This window comes from Aeromonas sp. CA23, assembly GCF_002587065.1.
Taxonomy (GTDB): Bacteria; Pseudomonadota; Gammaproteobacteria; order Enterobacterales; family Aeromonadaceae; genus Aeromonas; species Aeromonas bestiarum.
Genome location: NZ_CP023818.1, coordinates 1,151,674 through 1,171,795, shown reverse-complemented (window position 1 = coordinate 1,171,795; position 20,122 = coordinate 1,151,674). Strand labels below are relative to the sequence as shown.

Below are 20,122 nucleotides of genomic sequence, written 5' to 3'. Positions count from 1 at the left end.
CCCCCACAGCTCTCTCCGCCATCACAACCGGCTGATAAACTTGCTGGCCTGGCGCAGTGTGCCCTTGCTGTCATCCGGTGCCGTTCCATCCCGCTTGAGCACGAACTGGATGTCCAGAGTCGGCTTCTTCAGGTTGAAGGGGTCGACGGCCACGCTCACCGGCAGGGTGTAGATCTCGCCCGCCTTCAGGGTCACTTCGCGCGGACCGAACCACTGGTGCTCCGGCAGCCCTTCCACATCCAGCTGATAGGTCTGGGCATGCAGGGTCTTGTTGAGGATCTTGAGGGTGTAGGTGTTCTCGATAAGCCCCTCGCTGTTCTCGCGGAACAGCTGGTTGCGATCCCGCAGTATGTCGAGCCCCATCGGCATGATGGACATGGCGTTGTAGACGAACACCCCCAGCATGATGACCATCACCAGGCCGTAGCCGAGCAGCTTGGGCCGCGCCACATGGGTGCTGTTGTGGGCCAGCTTGTGCTCGGTGGTGTAGCTGATCAGCCCCTTCGGATAGCCCATGCGATCCATGGTCTGGTCACAGGCATCGACGCAGGCGCCACAGTTGATGCACTCGTACTGCAGGCCGTCGCGGATGTCGATGCCGGTCGGGCAGACCTGCACGCAGAGGTCGCAGTCGATGCAGTCACCCAGCCCCAGCGCCTTGGGATCGGCCTTGCGGGCACGGGCTCCCCGGGTCTCGCCACGCTTGGTGTCGTAGCCGACGATGAAGGTGTCCTTGTCGAACATGGCAGACTGGAAGCGGGCATAGGGGCACATGTGGATACACATGATGGCGCGCATCCAGCCGGCGTTGCCGTAGGTACAGGCGGCGAAGAACAGCACCCAGAAGATGACCCAGCCGCTCGTCTGCAGGGTGAAGAAGTCAGGCACCAGCTGGAACACATCCTGGAAGTAGGCGACGAAGGTGAGACCGGTGCCCAGCGACAGCAGGATCCAGGCCAGATGCTTGGCGCCCTTGCGGGCCAGCTTCTCGCCACTCCAGGGAGCCGCATCCAGCTTGCGCCGTTTGTTGGCCGCCCCTTCCAGCTTCTCTTCGAACCAGATGAACATGAAGGTCCACACCGTCTGCGGGCAGAGATAGCCACACCAGACCCGGCCAAGGAAGGTGGTCACGAAGAAGAGCGCGAAGGCGGCGATCATGAAGATCCAGGCCAGCAAGGTCAGGTCCTGCGGCCAGATGGTGGCACCGAAGATGTGGAACTGCTGATGGCCGATATCAAACAACACGGCCTGACGACCGTCATAACGCAACCAGGGCAAGGCGACGAAGAGCACCACAAAGAACCAGCCCATGGCCTTGCGCACCCGCTGCCAGTAACCGGGTTGCGCCCTCACGTAGATGCGGTTGCCGGGATTGAACCTGTCATCGCCGGCTTTGAAGGTATTGGGGTTGTACGTCCCCGTTACATCGCCGGTGACATCCTTGATATCGATTTTTTCATGATCAGCCATTGCAAGACACAGCTCCCTTATTTGTTATGGGGCGGATTATATCTTAAACAACCTGCTAATTGTGTGGGTAAAATGTATCTAATGTTCGAGTGATGTCGCAATTTCAAGCAACAAAAAAGGCGCGTCGCCAGTTGACGAAACGCCTTTCTCAGAGATTCCTTTGAACACCACCAAAGGCTCCAGCTGGAGCAATCTTTACTTGATGCCGCGCGCCTTGAGCAGGGCTTCCTTGAAGTCGGGTACATGATCCTTGGCCAGGCCGGGGATCATCGCCTGCTTGTCGGACTCCCGCATCTTGAGGTGGTAGATCAGCATGTCGTCGGTCAGGTCGGACAAGGCACCCTCATAACCGGCTTCCGCCGCCAGTTTGGCCACGAACTGCACCAGGCTGAGGTCCTGTTCCTTGATCCAGGCAGGCTGCAACAACTCCAGCAGCTCTTCGATACGATGACATTGCATAGACAACCTCTTTAAATCTGTCATGTGAAACTCAGGCAACCTTACCCATCAAGGCTACTTCGATACGATCCCGCCCATTATGCTTGGCCTGATAGAGGGCCGCATCCGCTTTTTGGATAAGCTCGGCGATGGAGCCGCTCTGATCCGGCACCAGGGTCGCCACCCCGAAGCTGCAACTGACCCGGCCGGAAACCAGGGATTTCTGGTGGGGAATGCCCAGCTCCTTGAGCGCCACCCGCACGTTTTCGGCTATCTGCAGCGCCCCCTGCATGCTGGTACAGGGCAGCAGCAGGGCAAACTCCTCCCCGCCGTAGCGAGCGGCGAGATCATCCTCGCGGCGCTGCACCTCGGCCAGCAGGCCGGCCACCCGCTGCAGGCACTCATCCCCCAGCTGATGACCATAGAGATCGTTGAATTGCTTGAAGTAATCCACATCCACCAGCACCAGTGACAGGGGCGCCCTGGCACGATGACAGCGGCGCCAGGCCCGCTCCAGGCTGTAATCCAAATGGGCGCGGTTGGCGATGCCGGTCAGGCCATCCAGCCGGGAGGTGAGCTTGAGGTGCTCTGAGACCGCCTTCAGCTCGGCCACCAGATCGGCGTTGGAGAAACGGTGATAGAGGGAGGCGACCTGATCCCGCCGCAGACGGCGCAGCAGGGTCGGCAAGAAGACAAACAGATAGCCAGCCAGCATGCAGGAGACGATCCGCTCCTGCTCGTTGCCGGCCCCCAGCTCGAACAGCATGGCCAGCCCGAGCGGCAAGACGGCGCCGTAGAGGGAACGGCGGCTGCCAAACAGCATGATGGCGCTGCCGGTGAGGATCAGGCTGGAGAGCATCATCATGGCGGCGCGATAGGTGTCGGGCAGCTTGTCCATGTAGAGCAGCACGCCGAGCGCCCAGATGATGGAGGTGATGGTGACCCCGATGAAGAGCTCGCGCTCCAGCACAGGCAAGGGGATCTGCGCCAGCCTGGGCTGACGCCAGCGCAGGTGCCAGCCGCGACACAGCAGCAGCAGGCTGACCAGTGCCAGCCAGCCGAGCGCCTCGCCGGCGGGCAGGTAATCGTGGAACAACAGGCTCCAGCCGAGCGCCAGCAAACCCAGACAAGGCAGGCTGAATGAGGCGTGAGTATAGAGCTGGGCCATGATGGCCTGCTTCACCTGACGTGTCACACTCTGAGTCAACTGCGTACTCCCTGTACAAGAGCCGCACAGTCTACCACTACCCCTTCCGGGCCAACAATAAAACGTCCGTTATTAAGCGGTTGGTCAGCCGCGCTCCAGCTCGTCCAGGATGGGGCACTCGGGGCTTTCATCCCCGTGGCAGCAGCAGACCAGCCCCTCGAGGGAGGCCAGCATGGCCTGCAAGCCGGCGATGCGGGCCCGCAGATCGACAATCTTCTCCTGTGCCAGCTTCTTCACCTGGGCACTGGTCCTGTGCTCGTCCCGGTAGAGCGCCAGCAGCTCCTGGCACTCCTCCAGATTGAAGCCAGTCTCCCGCGCCCGCTTGACGAAGCGCAGCTCCCGCAGCGCGCCCTCTGTGTAGCTGCGATAGCCGTTATCGCTGCGTACCGGCGCCGAGATGAGGCCGATGCTCTCGTAGTAACGTATGGTCTTGGCGGTCAGCCCCGTGGCCTTGGCAACCTTGCTGATGTTCATTGATGACTCCTTACGAATCCAGGTGAGCGCCGGCATGGGTGCCCGCCTTGGGCTGCCAGCGTTTCAGTAACAGGGAATTGCTCAATACCGTGATGCTGCTCAGGGCCATGGCCGCGCCTGCCAGCTCGGGGCTGAGATAGCCCAGTGCCGCCAGCGGAATGCCGATGATGTTGAACACGAAGGCCCAGAACAGGTTCTGCTGTATGGTGCGCCAGGTGGCCGCCGAGATGTCGATGGCATCGGCCACCAGCCGCGGATCCGATCGCATGAGGGTGATGGAGGCCGTCTCCATCGCCACGTCCGAGCCTGAGCCCATGGCGATGCCCACATCCGCCGCCGCCAGCGCAGGAGCGTCGTTCACCCCGTCCCCCACCATGGCCACCAGCCCGGTAGTTTTTGCGCGCAGCGCCTCCACCTTGTCTACCTTGCCGGCGGGCAGCACAGAATCGAACGCCCCGTCCAGCCCCAGCTTGGCGGCGATATGGGCCACGGGTGCCGGCGCATCGCCGCTCACCAGCCAGCTGGCGATGCCGCGCTGGCGCAGGGTGGCGATGGCTTCCGGGCTCTCCGGCCTCAGGGTATCGGCCAGGGCGGCGATGCCGACGGCTACACCGTCGATGGCGACCCAGACCCGGGTCGCACCGTCGGCAGGTTGTTTATCCTGCTGCGGCTGCTCAATCCCGAGCTGAGCCAGCAAAGAGGCGTTGCCGATGGCCACTTCATGGCCCGCCACTTGGCCTTTGATCCCGGCACCGACCCGCACCTCGACCTCCTCCGGCTGCGGCAGCGCCACGTCTGCGCCAACCGCCTCACGCATGGCCAGTGCCAGCGGATGCTCGCTCGCCTGCTGCAGGGCGGCCGCCAGGCGCAACTGCTCGGCATTGCCGCTCCAGCTCGCCAGCACGGGCCGCCCCTGAGTGAGCGTGCCTGTCTTGTCGAAGATGAGCGCCTTGATGGCGTGGGCCTTCTGCAGGGTATCCACGTCTTTGATCAGGATGCCGTGACGGGCCGCCACCCCGGTGCCTGTCACTATGGCTGCCGGCGTCGCCAGCCCCAGCGCGCAGGGGCAGGCGATCACCAGCACGGCCACGGCGGCCAGCAGCGCCTGACCGAAGTCGTTGCCGATGGCGTACCACACCAGCAGGGTGAACAGGGCTATGGCCATCACCACAGGCACGAACACGGCGGACACCTTGTCCACCAGCTGTTGCAGCGGGGCCTTGCCCATCTGGGCGCTCTCCACCAGGGCGATGATCTTGCTGAGGCTGGAATCCTCCCCCACTGTGGTGGCTTCGATCTCCAGCACGCCGGAGCGGTTGATGGCGCCGCCCAGCACGCTCTCCCCGATACCCCGCGGCACCGGCAGACTCTCGCCGGTGAGAATGGATTCATCCAGCTCACTCTCGCCGCTCACTATCTTGCCATCCACCGGTACCCGCTCACCCACCAGCACCCGCAGCCGATCGCCGCGCAGCACCTCGTCGATGGCCAGGCTCTGCCAGCTCTCGCCACGCCAGACGGTGGCGGTTTCCGGCCGCAGCGCCATCAGTTCGCGAATGGCGGACTGGGTGCTGCGGCGGGCGCGGGCCTCCAGCAGTTTGCCGAGCGAAATCAGGGTGATGATGATGGCGCTCGCCTCGAAATAGAGCTTACCGCTGGCGGCCATCCCCAGCGTCAGCAGCAGGTAAAGGCTGTAGAAGTAGGCGGCACTGGTGCCGGTCGCCACCAGCACATCCATATTGGCCGCGCGGTTCTTGAGGGCGAGCCAGGCGCCGCGATAGAAACGGGCCCCGATCCAGAACTGCACCGGGGTGGCGAGCACCAGCTCCAGCCAGGCGGGAATATGCCAAGGCAGCAGCCCCGCCATGGCGATCATGCCCACCAGCAGCGGCAGGGTCAGCAGGGCCGAAATGACAACCTGGATCAGTGCCTTGTGCGCGGCGGCGGCCTCCTGCTCTTCACGCGCCTGCAACTGTTGGCGGCGCGCACTGGCCGAGCCCTGTGCCAGCTGGGCACCAAATCCGAGCGCCTCTATCTGTTCGCGCAACGAGGCCGGGGTCTGCATGCCGGGCACCAGCTCGATGCGGGCCTGTTCGATGGAGAAATTGACCTCGACCGAGAGCACGCCCGGCAGCGCCGCCAGCATCTTGTTGAGACGCGCGGAGCAACCGGCACAGGTCATGCCGCTGATCTGGAAGGAGAGGGTCTCGTGGCCGTAGCCGTAACCCTGCCCTGTGATGCTGTCGAGTACCTCAGGCAAGCGGGCCGGGTCACCTAGCTCGATGGCCGCCTGCTCCAGCGCGAAGTTGACGGTGGCTGTCACGCCGTCGAGCTGGTTGAGGGCTGTGCTGATGCGGCTGGCACAGTTGGCGCAGCTCATGCCGCTGAGCGGCAGTTGCAGATGAATGGGGGGTTGAAGTTGGGTGCTCATGCTGTTCCTCCTCGGAACCAATCGGCCAAACTGGCTGCCGACCGCTAAACCCTAACCTTTACTGTAAGGGCAAGCTCAAGCCACGACACGCACTTTTTTAAACATGAAAAAACGGCGCCCGCTCCCTGCCGGATCCCCCGGGCAGGCGACGGGCGCCGCCGTATTGACGTCACGCCTTATAAGGCCAGCCGACCATCAGATACCGTACTGGGCGCGATAAGCCTGCATGGCGGCCAGTTGCGCCGCCAGCGCCGGCTGCTCGGCCTGCTTCTCTTCCAGATACTGGATCAGGTCGCTCATCTGGATGATAGCGATGATGTGGGCGCCATAGTCACGCTCCACCTCCTGAATGGCAGAGAGCTCCCCCTTGCCCTTCTCCTGACGATCCAGCGCGATCAACACCCCGGCCAAGGAGGCGCCGTTGGCCTGGATCAGGTCCATGGACTCGCGGATGGCGGTGCCGGCGGTGATGACGTCGTCCACCAGCATGATGCGCCCCTTGAGCGGGCTGCCCACCAGATTGCCGCCCTCGCCGTGATCCTTGGCCTCCTTGCGGTTGAAGCACCAGGGCACATCCACGTCGTGTTGCTCCACCAGCTGCACTGCGGTGGCGGAGGCGATGGGGATCCCCTTGTAGGCCGGGCCAAACAGCACATCGAACTCGATGCCGGCATCCATCAGGGCGGCGGCATAGAAGCGGCCGAGGCGGGCCAGATCGCGACCGCTGTTGAACAGACCGGCGTTGAAGAAGTAGGGGCTTTTACGACCGGATTTCAGGGTAAATTCACCGAATTTGAGGACCTGCTTCTCCAGGGCGAACTCGATAAATTGACGCTGGTAGGCTTTCATTCTGGCTCCTTGCTTGGCTTGTCGTTTACTTGTGTGGGGGTATAAAAAACGCGGTCCAGGCCGCGTTTTTAAAATTATGAAAGCGACTGCTTCTGCAGCCCAATGATCTCTTCAATGCCGCCCTTGGCGAGCCCCAGCATCGCCAGCAGCTCCTCATGGGTGAAGGGTTCCGCCTCCGCTGTGCCCTGCACCTCTATGATGCGACCATCTTCGGTCATCACCACGTTCATGTCGGTCTCGGCGGCGGAGTCTTCGATGTACTCCAGATCGCAGATGGCTTCGCCCTGATACATGCCGACGGAGACGGCGGCGATCATCTGCTTGAGCGGGCTCTGCTTGAGCATGCCCTTGCCTACCATCCAGTTCAGCGCGTCCACCAAGGCCACACAGGCACCGGTAATGGCGGCGGTGCGGGTGCCACCATCGGCCTGCAGCACGTCGCAGTCCACCGTGATGGAGTGCTCGCCCAGCGCGGTCAGATCGACGGCAGCACGCAGGGAGCGGGCGATCAGACGGGAGATCTCCAGGGTGCGACCACTCTGCTTGCCGGCGGCAGCTTCACGGTTCATGCGCGAATGGGTGGAGCGCGGCAGCATGCCATATTCGGCGGTGACCCAACCCTGACCCTTCCCTTTCAGGAAGCGCGGAACGCTTGTGTCGACGCTGGCGGTGCAGAGCACGCGAGTGTTACCGAACTCCACCAGCACTGAGCCTTCTGCATGTTTGGTGAAATTGCGGGTAATGGTAACCGGGCGAAGTTGCGCGGCACTGCGATCGCTTGGACGTGACATGGAACGGACCTCTGGGCTGGCTCAAATTGGCGAAGGAGTATAAGTGATCCAGCCCCAAATATCAGCCGATAAGAAGCCGTTCATCATCGGTCGTGAGCAGTCATCTCAGCGGTGAGGAAGCACGCAGAAACTGGCGTCCATCACCCTCGTTCATGAGCCAGGGCAGCACCGGGCCCGGCTCAACACTGTCCCACAAAAGCCGGAACGGGTTCTAAAGCCACGGCTATGGCTGACGGGACAAGTCTGGCTGAGTATACTGGCCGCACACTTCATCAAGCCCGGAACAATCAATGATTCACAGCATGACCGCCTACGCCCGCAAGGAATTCAAGGGCGACTGGGGCACAGCCGTTTGGGAAATTCGTTCGGTCAACCAGCGCTATCTGGAAACCTATATCCGTCTGCCGGAGCAACTGCGCAGCCTGGAGCCGGTGCTGCGTGAGCGTTTCCGTGCCAAGCTGCAGCGCGGCAAGGTGGAGTGCAACCTGCGTTTCGAAGCCGCTCAGGCCGCCGCCAGCCAGCTGCACATCAATGAAGAGCTGGCCAAGCTCATCATAGACAGCGCCAACTGGGTAATGAAAGAAGCGGGCCAAGGCCAGCTCAACCCGGTCGACGTGCTGCGCTGGCCGGGTGTCATGGCCGCCGCCGAGCAGGACATGGACGCGGTTGCCACCGAGCTGCTCGGCGGGTTTGACCAGACCATGGAAGACTTCATCGCCTCCCGCGCCAGCGAAGGGGCCAATCTCAAGAACTTGATCCAGCAGCGTCTGGACGGCATCCAGGTGGAAGTGAAGAAGGTGCGCATACACCTGCCGCAGATCATCGAGTGGCAGCGCCAGAAGCTCACCGATCGCCTGACCGAAGCCAAGGTGGAACTGGATCCGGCCCGTATCGAGCAGGAAATCGTGCTGCTGGCCCAGAAGATCGATGTGGCCGAGGAGCTGGATCGCCTGGAGATGCACATCAGCGAAACCGTCAAGATCATGAGGAAGGGTGGCGCCTGTGGCCGCCGTCTCGACTTCATGATGCAGGAGTTCAACCGCGAGTCGAACACGCTGGGCTCCAAGTCCATCAACGCCGAGGTGACCCAGTCTGCCGTCGAGCTGAAGGTGCTCATCGAGCAGATGCGCGAGCAGATCCAGAACATCGAGTGATGTTTTTCGGCGTTTCCCGCTGCCTCAAATGACTCACAAACCCCTGATTTTCAGGGGTTTGTTGTTTGTGTGTGATTTGAATTGTCCTCAGCTGTCCTGATAAAGTGGTATCACGCTTGGTATCACGATACGACGTGATACCACTTTTTTAAGAACGTGATACCACTAGCCGAAGGACTGCGTATGAGAGCAAGTGAACTCACCAAAAAGATCAAAGAACAGGATGGTGAAGATGCGAAAGAGGGAAAACTCGGCACCACCAATAACATCAATGTGGGTGATGGCCTGTATCTTCGAAGACTCCCCAGCGGCACCCGTAAATGGGTGTTCCGCTATACCAACTTTGCTAGGAAGCGGGTCTGGTTCACGATAGGGTCATACCCTCATCTGTCACTGGCTCAGGCTCGTGGTGAGGCCGCCCGCCTAAATGCCGATATAGAAAATGGCAAAGACCCGTCAGCAGAGCGCAAACGGGATCAGCAAGAGACCGTCAAAACCGTCGAACAGCTGTTTCTCGACTGGTATCAGCATGATGTCAGCCGACGACTGAAGAACCCGCAGATCCCCCAGCGTATCTACCGGAAAGAGATTGCCCCACACATTGGCAAGCTGGCCTTGAAAGAGGTTAATGCCCGCGATATCCGCGCCATCATCCACAAGGTGGCCAACTCTGGACGCAACGCCACCGCGAACGATGCCCTGATGGTCTGCAAGCAATTATTCAAACACGCTATCAAGCTCAACTTGATGGACTACAGCCCGGCACAGGCTTTCACCATGTCGGATGCTGGTGGGCAGGAGCAAAGTCGGAAACGAATCTTGAGTCTGGATGAGCTGGAGATTTTGTTCCGGGTACTGCGCAAACACCGCGACCAGTTCGTGCGCGAAAACTATCTGGCAATAGCCCTACTGGTTCATCTTGGGGTGCGTAAAAACGAACTGATTGCGGCGATGTGGGATGAGATCGATTTTGACGAGCGAGTATGGCGACTCCCGTCAGAACGCAGCAAAACCGATGTGGCGATTACCATACCGCTCAGTGCCACCAGCCTCGAGTGGTTTACCGAGCTGAAGGTGCGCGCCTGCGGATCTCCCTATGTTTTTCCGTCTCGGCGAGCCAGTAAACGGCGAGGATATATCTCCAGTGACACCCTGAATCATGCCATTGCCAAACTGTTTGGCCAGAAGGTCGACAGCCAGAAACAACCGACAGCCAATCTGCTTGGTGAAGCAGGCCTGGAACACTTCACCGTGCATGACTTGCGACGCACCTGCCGCAGCTTGTTGGCATCGTTAGGAGTGCCAAGCCACATTGCCGAACGCTGCCTTAACCACAAACTCAAGGGTGTTGAAGGGATCTACAACCGTCACGACTATCTGAACGAGCGCAGGGAGGCATTTGAAAAATTAGCCTGCATTCTGACCCCTATCATCAACGACATGCCGAATGTCATTCCACTCACCAAGCAATATGCATGATAAGGCCCATCCATTGAGCACCCCTGACGCATTCCAACAGTTCATCAACACCCTTCCTCTGAACAAAACCCTGAGGGAGATCATGGAGGAGTACCCCGAACTAGTAGAAAAGTTGTTGCCAATCAAAACTGCGCTTGAGTGGCTCGAAGGAGCCAACCATCAACTTGAACAGCAATGGGGGAACAAGGATTTTTCCCAGCTGGGCTCGTTAATAATGCGTGATGCATTGGGATTGCAAGGTGATAACCCATTACAGGGAGAGGACCCTTACTTGAATCTGAACCAGGATCTTGTTCGGGCCTTTTCCGCCCTCAATCTCAGACGACTTTCTCGGCATATCAACACCCTGATGACGCGGGATACACTGCTTGCAGCTGCGGCTCCCCGTAAGCATCTTCAGGAGAAAACGACACGCAGAGCCAAAAAGGAAGGTCGGATAGGGGGAGAGGCCAAAGCAGCCCACAGGCAACCCTTACTTGAAGAAATCGAACGGCTGTTTCTGCTTAAGCAGTCACAATTTCCGAACCGTCCGACGACCTTTTACGCCGATAAAATCAAAGCAGACTTTGCTCAATTCATCACTGACCACCCAGGGCAATATAAGGATCTTGGCTCTTCGTCAGGCGTGAAAGGCCAGCGCGACTATCACGATTATATTTACCGAAAATTGCTTAAAATCAGACCAAAGAAACAAAAAACTACCACTTGAAATGTGAGCTACCCCCCTACCTGCATTTCATAACACCTACGCACACCCCAAAATCCCTCCGAACAAGCCCAAACAGCTTATGAGTTTTAACCGGAGGGATTTCATGTATTCAGAGACTAACCGCCAGCAAATCCTTGCGCTCTATGGCCACCCCCAAGACCGTTTGGTACGGGAAAATGAGCGTAAATCCATCACGACCGTCTCCCGTACTCACGCTTGGGTATTGGAACAAAAGGGGGAGTTTCCCAAACGCAAAAAGCTGGGTGCAAGTTGTGCCTGGTTGCTCTCCGACCTGTTGGTCTGGATCCACTCACGCTGAGAGAGCTACAGATGGGAAACAACATCCTGGACTATCTGAAACCACCAGCACCGGAACCAACCTCGATCATCAAAATGAAAGAGCTATGCACCTTATTCGGATGCTCTCGAATGACCATCTATCGCTGGATGGAACACCACAAACTGCCAGCGCCCATCAGGCATAAGAACAGGCGCCTAATTGGTTGGGACAGGAAATCAATAAATATCATGTTAAAGCGTAATTAACGCTCTGCGATGGAGGCCTTGAGCCTCCTCTATTGGGCCCTAGCCCCCCCCCTAGGTGTGACAACCTGTGACATTTATTACGCTTTTTACCCTGATTTTTTCCGACACAAAATTGCACCAAAGCCACGGGCCAACTGGGCTGCCAGCAATGAGCCATCCCTTACAGCACCAGGATATTAATAATATGGCTGTTATTGAGAATAGTTCTCGAGAATACCTGACGCCAAACTTTGAGTATGGTGGCTATTACTGGCCAGTGATCAGCAGATACCAGATCCGTAAAGACATCATGCACGGCATATTTAAGCTACTCGGCCAGTTCTACGAAAAATCCAGCAAGCTAATCGCGATCAGGTTGGAGCTAAAGATGAAGCAATGGAGCCAGGATAATCAACATGTAGGCCATTTCTTCAAACAGCTAAAACGCAAGTTATTCAAGCATTACGGACACTGTTATCACGGGTATATCTGGGTGAGAGAACAGAACCATGCAACTGCCCAGCACTACCACACCGCATTGTTGGTGGACGGACACAAAGTCAGACACTCCAACACTATCAAACAACTCGCAAAGTGCATTTGGCAACACGGCTATTTGAGCCTCCCCAAATGCCCTTTCTACAGAGTTCATCGCAGCCAGATACAGCGATTCCAAGCGCTGATCTACCGCTTGAGCTATTTGGCAAAAGCAGAAACAAAAGGAGATAGGCCACCAGCAGTCAAGGATTACCAGATCAGCCGCTGCATAAGGGGGCAGTAAGTGACGCAATCGTAATTGCCACGACACCAGCGACACATAACTGATGGTTGCATTCAAATTGAATAATGAAGGAGATACATATGGCAAAGCATAATTGGGAAGAACACAAAAAACGTTATGTAGAGGAGTACCCAGAACTCACGTTGGCCGCCTATGCAGCCCTGTTTGGGTTAAACCCCTCTACGACTCGCCGGGCAATGCGTGGCGTCAAAAGCGCAACTACTAAAGACAAAATGGCGCCGCAACCCAAAAGTCAGCAAAAAAGTGATCATTCTACTGCGAATGATCACTTACCAAGTGATCGCCCCGGCGAAGAGTCCTGTACATCGCTCGCCACAAAAAAAGAATCAAAAACAATAAAATCAAGAAGATATAAGAAAAAATCACTCCAGAACGAAGGGGGGCATATACACAAGAGCAATCACCGGCTTACAACCCCCCCCTTAGTCGGAAATACAGAAAATGATCACCCTAGACTCCTCCACGGCATAAGTAGGTCAATGACCCCCGATATGGAAAACTTGACGGCCCAAAGCCATATCGCCATCTATGCGTCACTCCTGAATCTGGATCATGATCTGCTGAAGGCGGCAATCGAACTAGCCGGGGATGACGAAGAGCTGGTTCTGCCCTGTGCGCGCTACCTTCAGCTATACAGCTGTAAGGAGAGCGCCATTAAGCAGGTGAAATCCGACTACGCCAAAGGAGAGATGTGGTACTACCCCGGCACCATGACGCCCATGACGCAAGAGATGGCACTCATGCAGGCAAAAACAGCACCAGCCCAACGATTGGCCGAACTGGAACGGTTAATTGGGGTTCGCAAGACGGCCCTGTGGCGACAGCGGCAGGTCGAATGTGAACAACATTCATTAACAATGAAAGAGCGGACTGACTGCACGACCCAAATACTATTGGAACGGAAAAAGAACAGCTGGAGTGCCTTGGAAACTGCGCAGAAACTAGAGCTGAAAGGGCTGGATCTCCCCTACTCGCTCAGGATGGAAGTCGCCAGAGAAGTTAGCTTCATCGAACCGGTCACTGATACCGATGGCGGAATATCTGAGGCCGAACTTGAAGCACAGGCTCAAGCCTACATGGCAGATCAGAAAGAGGTTATGGGGAACTGGCTACCTCAGCGCCAAACAGAAGTTGCCAAGGCGCTGGCCAATGAGATTGCACATCAAAGCAGTGAGCTGATCGATGAAGATAACTTCAATCCACAGCATGATAATGAGTTGTCAGCTAGCGGGTCTGATGACGAAGGAGAAGGAGAGCCTTTCACCGAAGTTACTGAGGCTTGGGCCTGATGAGGTATATCAAAAGCAATCCGGTATTGTTAAACCCCACTACTGGAGAATAAAAAGAAGACGCAGGTGGCCAACAGTTGATACTTCCGCATCTGGCGATGACATATGTGAGACTCGATAGAGTTTTATTTCCTCTGGAATGATAGCCTCGTCAATATTTATCAATCAGTTAACGACGAGATGGAACAACTTAACCGAGCCCTTGCCTTACACCAGTTACTATTGGAATTTCGTTACCCCGTTCCACGCTCCGTCATCCTTGAGCGGCTTGAGTGTTCAGCCAGCACCTTCAAACGGCTACTGGAATTGTTGCGAGACCGCTATCAAGCACCGATCATCTGGGATCCGATCGCCCGAGGTTATCGTTACGATACCGATGATGGCCGATTTACCTTGCCAGGTGTTTGGCTTACCGAATCAGAAGCCTTCGCCCTGTTGATGGCCAATCGCCTGCTACAAGATGTGCAGCCCGGCCTACACCAACAAGGGCTGGCCCAACTGCAGGACCGCATCGGTACATTACTTGGTCCCCAGTGGCAGAGTCAGGCAGACCGGCTGCGAGTTGAGAGCATAGGGCGCCAGTATGTAGCACCTGAACTATTCCTGCCGCTGGTGCAGGCCCTGTTTGCCAGGCGCCGACTCCAATTCCACTATAGTGCCACCTCGCATCAGGCCGAAATCCGGCGCGTCTCTCCCCAGCGCCTGTGCTGGTATCGGGACAACTGGTACTTGCTCGCCTGGTGCCACGAACGAAAGGCACTACGCATCTTCGCTTTGAGCCGCATTGCCGACCCCCTTGAACTTGATGAGGTCGTCTACGACAGCAAGACGCAGGAGTTGGACGCACTCTTCTCCAACGGCTATGGCATCTTCGCAGGCAATACCATGCAGCAAGCCGAGTTGCGCTTTGATCCAAGCGCGGCCCCCTGGGTCAGAGATGTGCAGTGGCATCGCGATCAAATCCAGACACTAGAGCAGAGCGGCCATATTCGCCTTAGCTTCCCCTATGCCGACCAACGCGAACTGGTACGCGACCTGATGCGCTTTATCGGTGAGATCGAAGTGCTGGCACCGCCTGAACTACGTCAGCGCGTGATAGCCGCCATGAACGCGGGATTAAAAAAACATGGAGCAACCACTTTAGTAGCCCAGCCGGTGAGCCAGTGAGAGGAAGAGAATGGCCAACGTGATGAAACAAAGGGCGGCGGCAATATGATGAACCGAAGACGAAAAACGACGGACACGGAGCCAGAAATCACTGCTGTCCCCTTTGAATTGTGCCCGGCCAAGACCTACCAAGATCGGCAAGGCGTACCCCATTTGGGCCGGAGTGTGTTTAACCACTGTCAGATAGTGGGGGAAACTGCACGGGCTTTGCTGGATCGCATGCCAACGACGATTCGACAGGCCCTCTTTCCACAAGGGAGCGCCCTACAGGCCGCCCTTCACGACATCGGTAAGATCAGCCCCGTATTTTTCCTCAAATTACAGTGTGCGGTGGAGGGGGATCACTCCTCTTGGCTGCAACGAATGCCTCAGTTCAGAGCAATACAGGAACGTGACTGGGGTGGCCATGCCGGTGTCAGTGAGCTGGCCCTCGCCGCAATCACAAACAACCCGTTTGTTCCTCGAGTCGCCGGGCAGCACCACGGTTTTAATCCGCCTGATGCGATGTTAAGCGCCAGTGCCGAGCAGCTTGGTGGGAAATCCTGGCAAGCAGAACGGTGCAGGCTGGTGGAGGAGTTACAACGGGTTATGGGGGAAGAAATCCCCACTATCACGACGCCGGAACAAGCAAGACTATTGGCAGGGCTGACCACTGTGGCAGATTGGATTGGCTCTGGTCATCACTTTGAAGACCCAACAATCCCCTGGCAGCCAAGAATAGAACAAGCATTGGATGATGCTGGGTTTGTCTTGCCTAAGGTGCGTAAAGGGCTGGCCTTTGGTGATATTTTTAGGGCTGAGGATGGGACACCTTATCAACCCAATGAACCTCAACAGCTTATCCACCAGCATATCCAGGGAGTAGGTGTCTATGTGCTTGAGGCGCCAATGGGGCTCGGCAAGACCGAGGCCGCGCTCCATGCAGCCTACAAAATGTTGGAAGAAGGCAAGGCCACGGGCATCTATTTTGCTCTACCCACTCAACTTACATCCAACAAGCTGTTAGACCGCTTCAATGACTACCTCAAGCAGATCCTGACCGAAGAGAGTCCGCACCGTCACTCCCTGCTACTTCATGGCAGTGCCTGGTTGGTCAATCAGGCGTTGGGAGAAGAGGGCAAACCCGGCCGCAGCTGGTTTGACAGTGCGAAGCGTGGTTTGCTGGCACCGTTTGCCGTGGGCACCCTCGATCAGGCATTGATGGCCGCCATGAACGTCAAGCACGGTTTTGTCAGGGCCTTTGGCCTGGCGGGCAAGGTGGTGATCCTCGATGAGGTGCACAGTTACGATGCCTACACGGGTGTGATCCTCGACGAGCTGATCCGTCTACTTCGAACCCTGCACTGCACCGTAATTATTCTCAGCGCCACGCTGAGTCAGGCTCGCCGCAGTGAGTTGCTCGGGCAGCCGACACAGCAAGATTCCTACCCTCTCATATCCGTATCAACAGGTATCACGCCATCACTGCTGCAAGAGCTGGCGGTGACACCAGAGGAATCCCGCTCAGTTCATCTGCAATGCAAACCCATGGCAGACCAGAGTGTGTTAGAGGAAGCGCTCATGCGCGCGACCCAGGGCCAGCAGGTGCTTTGGATTGAAAATACGGTGGCCGAGGCACAGGAACGTTATCTCGATCTGGCTGCCAGAGCACAGGAAGTAGGGGTGGCTTGCGGTCTACTGCACTCTCGCTTTACCGCACGGCATCGGCAAAACAATGAGGCACATTGGGTTAACTGCTATGGCAAGGCGGGCAGAGCAGCCCGTGGGAAGCAAGGCCGCATCCTGATCGGCACTCAGGTACTGGAGCAATCTCTTGATATCGATGCCGATTTTCTGGTCAGCCGCATGGCGCCCACCGATATGTTGTTTCAGCGGCTTGGTCGTCTCTGGCGTCATGAACAGACCCCGAGACCCACCGATGCCCGCAGAGAAGCCTGGCTCCTTGCCCCAGAACTCGATACAGCGTACCAGGATCCCTATCAGGCCTTTGGTGCAACAGCCCACGTTTATTCCCCTTATTTGCTCTGCCGCTCTTTGGAAGTTTGGCTTGTCCAGATAAGGGAGGGGACAGTCTCCTTACCCGAGCATATCCGCACGCTGGTGGAACTCACCTATCAGGATCGCAGCGAAGATGACGTGATGGCTCGCTGGAAACGAGAGCTCTTTGACGGCACTCGCCTACGTAAAGGGGTCAACGGTCTTCGGCAACTGGCACGACTTACGCTGTCTAAAGGGGGCAAGACCCTGCCCGAGGCCAAAGCGCAAACCCGCTACAGCGAGCAGGAGAGCGGTGACTTGCTGCTCCTGTCGGGGCTATCTCTGGACAACTACGACCAGGCCACCACCCTGACCTTTCTCGACGGTGAGCAGGTTGTTATTCCATGGCATGCACATCGCCTTACCCCAGCAGAGTGGCGAGGCCGCGCGGCACAGGTGACTCAGCATCTGGTCAGCTGCCGTTTAAGCCAACTGCCCCGGCCACCAGCACGGCTCTGGTGTCAAAAAGCAGGCCTGGGCAATGTGTTGTATCTAGGCCATCCGGATCAGGATGACGCCGCTTTTTCTGTTGCCCTGGTCACTACAGATCATCAACTGCATGCCGTAGATGGTTGCTCACTCCCCTTAAGCGATCGCCTCTCTTATCGCTATCGGGATGACATCGGTCTCACCATTACCAAATACAAGGAGTAAGCCTTGGAACATCGCTTCAATCTGATCGACGAACCCTGGATCCCGGTGGCCGACAAGGGACGGGTCGGGCTCAAGGATATCTTCACCCACCCCGAATACCGAACCCTGGGTGGTAATCCGGTGCAAAAGGCCGCCATTCTGAAGCTGCTGCAAGCTGTCGTCCAAGCCGCTGCCACCCCACAAAATCTGGAGGCGTGGCAACAACTAGGTTGGCGTGGCATAGCTGACCGAGTTTGCAGCTATCTGGCCCAGTGGCACGATCGCTTCTATCTCTACGGCCCGGAACCCTTTCTTCAAATGCCTGCCATTGCCAAAGCAGCTATCAAGAGTTTCGGCACCGTGCTGCCCGATGTAGCGACCGGCAATACCACTGTGTTGACCCAAACCCAAGCAGAGCAGCCGCTCGATGATGGCGAGCGGGCACTGCTCTTGCTCACTCAGATGGGCTTTGCGCTGGGGGGAAAAAAGACCGATAACAGTGTAGTGCTGACACAGGGTTATACCGGCAAGAGCAATGACAAAGGCAAACCATCAACGGGCAAGCCCGGTCCCTCTGTTGCACATATGGGCTTACTGCATAACTACTGTCTGGGCACATCATTGCTAGAGAGCATCTGGCTCAACCTCTTTACCGAGACTGAAATTGCCGATCTCACAGTTTATCCATTTGGCTTGGGGACACCTCCTTGGGAGCAGATGCCAGAGGGGGAAGACTGCCACATTGCCAACCAGCTTAAGGGCTCTCTGATGGGGCGGTTGGTTCCCCTCTGTCGCTTCTGTTTATTGGCCGATGAGGGACTGCATTACTCCGAAGGTATTGCACATGGCAACTACAAAGAGGGCGTTTTCGACCCTTCAGTCGCCGTCGATATCAGCGGCAAGGAACCCAAGGCGCGCTGGGCCGACCCCGAGCGCCGCCCATGGCGCGAATTGACCAGCTTGCTCGGTTTTATCGGGCAAGGGGGAAGATCGCTTGATTGTTACCAGCTGAAACTGGCACTGCTCAAAGCCAAAAAGCAGGAAGCAACCTTTGCTATCTGGTCTGGGGGATTAAGGGTCAGCAGCAATGCAGGTGAACAGTATGCCTCTGGTTCAGACGACATGGTCGAGTCTCTCTGCTGGTTCTCTCCCAACGATATTGACGAGATCTGGTTTAACCATTTTCAAACCCAGATGAGCCAGTTAGAAGGACTGGCCAAAACCCTTTACGGCTGCGTGATGGGCTACTACAAGACGCAGCTGATGGATGGTACATCATATGCCAAACAGGCGAGCAACCTCTTCTGGCAGCTCTGCGAGCGCCAGGGCCAGGCCCTGATCGATGGCTGTGATGAGGTAACAGCTCGCCAACAACTGCGCCGCCAATTTGCCCGCTATACCACCCAGGTATTTGACCAGTTTTGCCCCCATCAAACGGCTCGGCAGATGGATGCCTGGGCCAAAGCCAAGCCAAACCTCTCCGCCTATTTGCAACAGGAGCAACCATGAGTACGCAACCGCAAGCGTCACAGAGTCGCGAGGTGGATTTTGTCGCATACCTCTGTCAGCGCTGCCAAAAAGACAAGGGATTTGCCGCTCGGCTACGCCGTGCCGATAACCCCGCCACCGAGTATCAAAGTTGGGACACCCTGGCCGCTTTCGGGATCAATCTGGAGTGTGCCGAAGAGCGCCAGCCATTTGCTCTGATTGCCGCAGCCGTGGCACGCAGTGATCAGGCATGTAATGGTGCCTTGCCACTGGGGCAGGCGATAGCCCTCGCGTTTAGCGAAGGACGCGAGAGCGATCAAGCCAAAGCCAGGCTACGCCGCCTGCTTGCCTGTGACGATACCGAAGAGGTATGCCGCATTTTGCGTCCGTTGTTGACGTTGATCCGTAGTCGAGTCAATCAACCCCTCGATTACGCGGCACTGCTGGTGGACTTACGCTGGTTTCATCGCAGTGCAGATCGCGCCAAAGCACGCTGGGCTCAACAGTTCTACGGCAGGCAGGAAAAGGAGATGACAGCATGACCCTCTATGCCAGTGTGTTACGCCTAGATCGGGCAGCAGTGAAAGCGCTGCGAGTGACCGACCTCTACTCACTGCACCGGGTGGTTTACGGACTGTTTGAGGACGTTCGTTCAGAAGCACAAAAGCAGGCCAGCGTACCAAGCGGAATTCAATGGGTCGATAAAGGGGGTGATCACCTTTGTCGCCAGATCTTGCTGCTCTCGGACCGTCTTCCTCAAACCGGTGAATATGGTGAAGTTGAATCACGCTCTCTGCCTGACGATTTTCTATCGCACCGCCACTACCGCTTTACCGTCACAGTCTCTCCGACCAGACGAGATAACCAGAGCCGTCAACTCAAGCCAGTTAAAGGACGCGAGGCCATTGCCGACTGGTTTATAGAGCGCGCAGCTACAAACTGGGGCTTTTGCATAGACCCTGCACGTCTTCAGATCGATGACGTGAGAGTGGCCCAATTCAAGGGCAAAGCCGAGCGAGCCATCACACTGCAGCAGGCAACCCTGAGCGGTTATCTCACCGTGACCGACCCCGAACGTTTCGCCCTGAGCGTGGCTAGCGGGCTGGGCCGTGGCCGCACCTTTGGCTGTGGCCTGCTGCAAGTCGTTCCCCTTATCGAACAACCCCTCTTCTGACAAGG

Annotated in this window: 19 protein-coding genes; 12 read left to right on the top strand and 7 right to left on the bottom strand. The window is 57.3% G+C overall.

Translation table 11 applies throughout. The features are described 5' to 3' along the window. Positions 1-21 precede the first annotated feature (21 nt). From ccoG to rph, 7 genes are all read right to left on the bottom strand, one after another. On the bottom strand, positions 22-1,470 hold the full coding sequence (ccoG, locus tag CK910_RS05490; protein WP_098981435.1) for a cytochrome c oxidase accessory protein CcoG: 1,449 nt from the start codon (positions 1,468-1,470) through the stop codon (positions 22-24). A gap of 195 nt (positions 1,471-1,665) precedes the next feature. Beyond that, positions 1,666-1,929 carry a YihD family protein gene (locus tag CK910_RS05485; RefSeq protein WP_042870400.1) on the bottom strand — a complete coding sequence of 88 codons (264 nt, stop codon included), beginning with the start codon at positions 1,927-1,929 and terminating at the stop codon, positions 1,666-1,668. Between the two features lie 31 nt (positions 1,930-1,960). Further along, complete coding sequence (locus CK910_RS05480; RefSeq protein WP_043142562.1) at positions 1,961-3,115, bottom strand: GGDEF domain-containing protein; 1,155 nt, start codon at positions 3,113-3,115, stop codon at positions 1,961-1,963. An 84-nt stretch (positions 3,116-3,199) separates the two neighbouring features. Further along, positions 3,200-3,589, bottom strand: a complete 390-nt coding sequence (cueR, locus tag CK910_RS05475) for a Cu(I)-responsive transcriptional regulator (RefSeq protein WP_042035872.1) — start codon at positions 3,587-3,589, stop codon at positions 3,200-3,202. Positions 3,590-3,599: 10 nt separating this feature from the next. Next, positions 3,600-6,020, bottom strand: a complete 2,421-nt coding sequence (locus tag CK910_RS05470; protein ID WP_098981433.1) for a heavy metal translocating P-type ATPase — start codon at positions 6,018-6,020, stop codon at positions 3,600-3,602. A 195-nt stretch (positions 6,021-6,215) separates the two neighbouring features. Continuing rightward, positions 6,216-6,869: an orotate phosphoribosyltransferase gene (gene pyrE, locus CK910_RS05465; protein ID WP_043554265.1), complete on the bottom strand. Its 654-nt coding sequence runs from the start codon at positions 6,867-6,869 to the stop codon at positions 6,216-6,218. A gap of 74 nt (positions 6,870-6,943) precedes the next feature. Continuing rightward, positions 6,944-7,660 (bottom strand): ribonuclease PH, encoded by a 717-nt coding sequence (rph, locus tag CK910_RS05460; protein ID WP_043142571.1) that lies wholly within the window; start codon positions 7,658-7,660, stop codon positions 6,944-6,946. 290 nt (positions 7,661-7,950) lie between these two features. On the opposite strand from rph, the gene CK910_RS05455 reads away from it, so the two are divergent. The 12 genes from CK910_RS05455 (at position 7,951) to cas6e (ending at position 20,117) form a co-directional block, all read left to right on the top strand. Next, entirely contained in the window at positions 7,951-8,814 is an 864-nt protein-coding gene (locus CK910_RS05455) for a YicC/YloC family endoribonuclease (protein WP_098981431.1), read from the top strand. A gap of 183 nt (positions 8,815-8,997) precedes the next feature. After that, positions 8,998-10,293, top strand: coding sequence for a tyrosine-type recombinase/integrase (locus CK910_RS05450; protein WP_098981429.1), 1,296 nt, complete (start codon positions 8,998-9,000; stop codon positions 10,291-10,293). Continuing rightward, positions 10,262-11,002 (top strand): hypothetical protein, encoded by a 741-nt coding sequence (locus CK910_RS05445; RefSeq protein WP_157774594.1) that lies wholly within the window; start codon positions 10,262-10,264, stop codon positions 11,000-11,002. Before CK910_RS05450 ends, CK910_RS05445 begins: the two co-directional genes overlap by 32 nt. 79 nt (positions 11,003-11,081) lie before the next feature. Beyond that, positions 11,082-11,321, top strand: coding sequence for a helix-turn-helix transcriptional regulator (locus tag CK910_RS05440; protein WP_205758903.1), 240 nt, complete (start codon positions 11,082-11,084; stop codon positions 11,319-11,321). An 11-nt stretch (positions 11,322-11,332) separates the two neighbouring features. Beyond that, the gene (locus tag CK910_RS24575) at positions 11,333-11,548 is read left to right on the top strand and encodes a helix-turn-helix transcriptional regulator (RefSeq protein ID WP_098981422.1); all 216 of its coding nucleotides are present in this window, start codon (positions 11,333-11,335) and stop codon (positions 11,546-11,548) included. A 67-nt stretch (positions 11,549-11,615) separates the two neighbouring features. Beyond that, positions 11,616-12,308 carry a YagK/YfjJ domain-containing protein gene (locus tag CK910_RS05430; protein WP_242796945.1) on the top strand — a complete coding sequence of 231 codons (693 nt, stop codon included), beginning with the start codon at positions 11,616-11,618 and terminating at the stop codon, positions 12,306-12,308. Between the two features lie 80 nt (positions 12,309-12,388). Then, complete coding sequence (locus tag CK910_RS05425; protein WP_157774593.1) at positions 12,389-13,618, top strand: hypothetical protein; 1,230 nt, start codon at positions 12,389-12,391, stop codon at positions 13,616-13,618. 180 nt (positions 13,619-13,798) lie between these two features. Continuing rightward, positions 13,799-14,785 carry a helix-turn-helix transcriptional regulator gene (locus CK910_RS05420; RefSeq protein ID WP_098981416.1) on the top strand — a complete coding sequence of 329 codons (987 nt, stop codon included), beginning with the start codon at positions 13,799-13,801 and terminating at the stop codon, positions 14,783-14,785. A 45-nt stretch (positions 14,786-14,830) separates the two neighbouring features. Continuing rightward, positions 14,831-17,476 carry a CRISPR-associated helicase Cas3' gene (gene cas3 / locus CK910_RS05415; RefSeq protein WP_098981413.1) on the top strand — a complete coding sequence of 882 codons (2,646 nt, stop codon included), beginning with the start codon at positions 14,831-14,833 and terminating at the stop codon, positions 17,474-17,476. A gap of 3 nt (positions 17,477-17,479) precedes the next feature. Next, positions 17,480-18,964: a type I-E CRISPR-associated protein Cse1/CasA gene (gene casA, locus CK910_RS05410; protein ID WP_098981410.1), complete on the top strand. Its 1,485-nt coding sequence runs from the start codon at positions 17,480-17,482 to the stop codon at positions 18,962-18,964. Then, positions 18,961-19,485 (top strand): type I-E CRISPR-associated protein Cse2/CasB, encoded by a 525-nt coding sequence (gene casB, locus CK910_RS05405; protein ID WP_098981407.1) that lies wholly within the window; start codon positions 18,961-18,963, stop codon positions 19,483-19,485. The genes casA and casB overlap by 4 nt, the downstream gene beginning before the upstream one ends. Beyond that, positions 19,482-20,117 (top strand): type I-E CRISPR-associated protein Cas6/Cse3/CasE, encoded by a 636-nt coding sequence (gene cas6e / locus CK910_RS05400; RefSeq protein ID WP_098981404.1) that lies wholly within the window; start codon positions 19,482-19,484, stop codon positions 20,115-20,117. Before casB ends, cas6e begins: the two co-directional genes overlap by 4 nt. Positions 20,118-20,122 lie beyond the last annotated feature (5 nt).

Bases quoted from the DNA above. Each gene is read 5' to 3' on its own strand.
- CK910_RS24575 (WP_098981422.1), top strand. From the start codon at position 11,333: ATGGGAAACAACATCCTGGACTATCTGAAACCACCAGCACCGGAACCA.
- CK910_RS05445 (WP_157774594.1), top strand. From the start codon at position 10,262: ATGTCATTCCACTCACCAAGCAATATGCATGATAAGGCCCATCCATTG.
- CK910_RS05420 (WP_098981416.1), top strand. From the start codon at position 13,799: ATGGAACAACTTAACCGAGCCCTTGCCTTACACCAGTTACTATTGGAA.
- cas6e (WP_098981404.1), top strand. From the start codon at position 19,482: ATGACCCTCTATGCCAGTGTGTTACGCCTAGATCGGGCAGCAGTGAAA.
- CK910_RS05425 (WP_157774593.1), top strand. From the start codon at position 12,389: ATGGCAAAGCATAATTGGGAAGAACACAAAAAACGTTATGTAGAGGAG.
- casB (WP_098981407.1), top strand. From the start codon at position 18,961: ATGAGTACGCAACCGCAAGCGTCACAGAGTCGCGAGGTGGATTTTGTC.
- pyrE (WP_043554265.1), bottom strand. From the start codon at position 6,869: ATGAAAGCCTACCAGCGTCAATTTATCGAGTTCGCCCTGGAGAAGCAG.
- CK910_RS05455 (WP_098981431.1), top strand. From the start codon at position 7,951: ATGATTCACAGCATGACCGCCTACGCCCGCAAGGAATTCAAGGGCGAC.
- ccoG (WP_098981435.1), bottom strand. From the start codon at position 1,470: ATGGCTGATCATGAAAAAATCGATATCAAGGATGTCACCGGCGATGTA.
- CK910_RS05470 (WP_098981433.1), bottom strand. From the start codon at position 6,020: ATGAGCACCCAACTTCAACCCCCCATTCATCTGCAACTGCCGCTCAGC.
- rph (WP_043142571.1), bottom strand. From the start codon at position 7,660: ATGTCACGTCCAAGCGATCGCAGTGCCGCGCAACTTCGCCCGGTTACC.
- CK910_RS05485 (WP_042870400.1), bottom strand. From the start codon at position 1,929: ATGCAATGTCATCGTATCGAAGAGCTGCTGGAGTTGTTGCAGCCTGCC.
- CK910_RS05450 (WP_098981429.1), top strand. From the start codon at position 8,998: ATGAGAGCAAGTGAACTCACCAAAAAGATCAAAGAACAGGATGGTGAA.
- cas3 (WP_098981413.1), top strand. From the start codon at position 14,831: ATGATGAACCGAAGACGAAAAACGACGGACACGGAGCCAGAAATCACT.
- CK910_RS05440 (WP_205758903.1), top strand. From the start codon at position 11,082: ATGAGTTTTAACCGGAGGGATTTCATGTATTCAGAGACTAACCGCCAG.
- cueR (WP_042035872.1), bottom strand. From the start codon at position 3,589: ATGAACATCAGCAAGGTTGCCAAGGCCACGGGGCTGACCGCCAAGACC.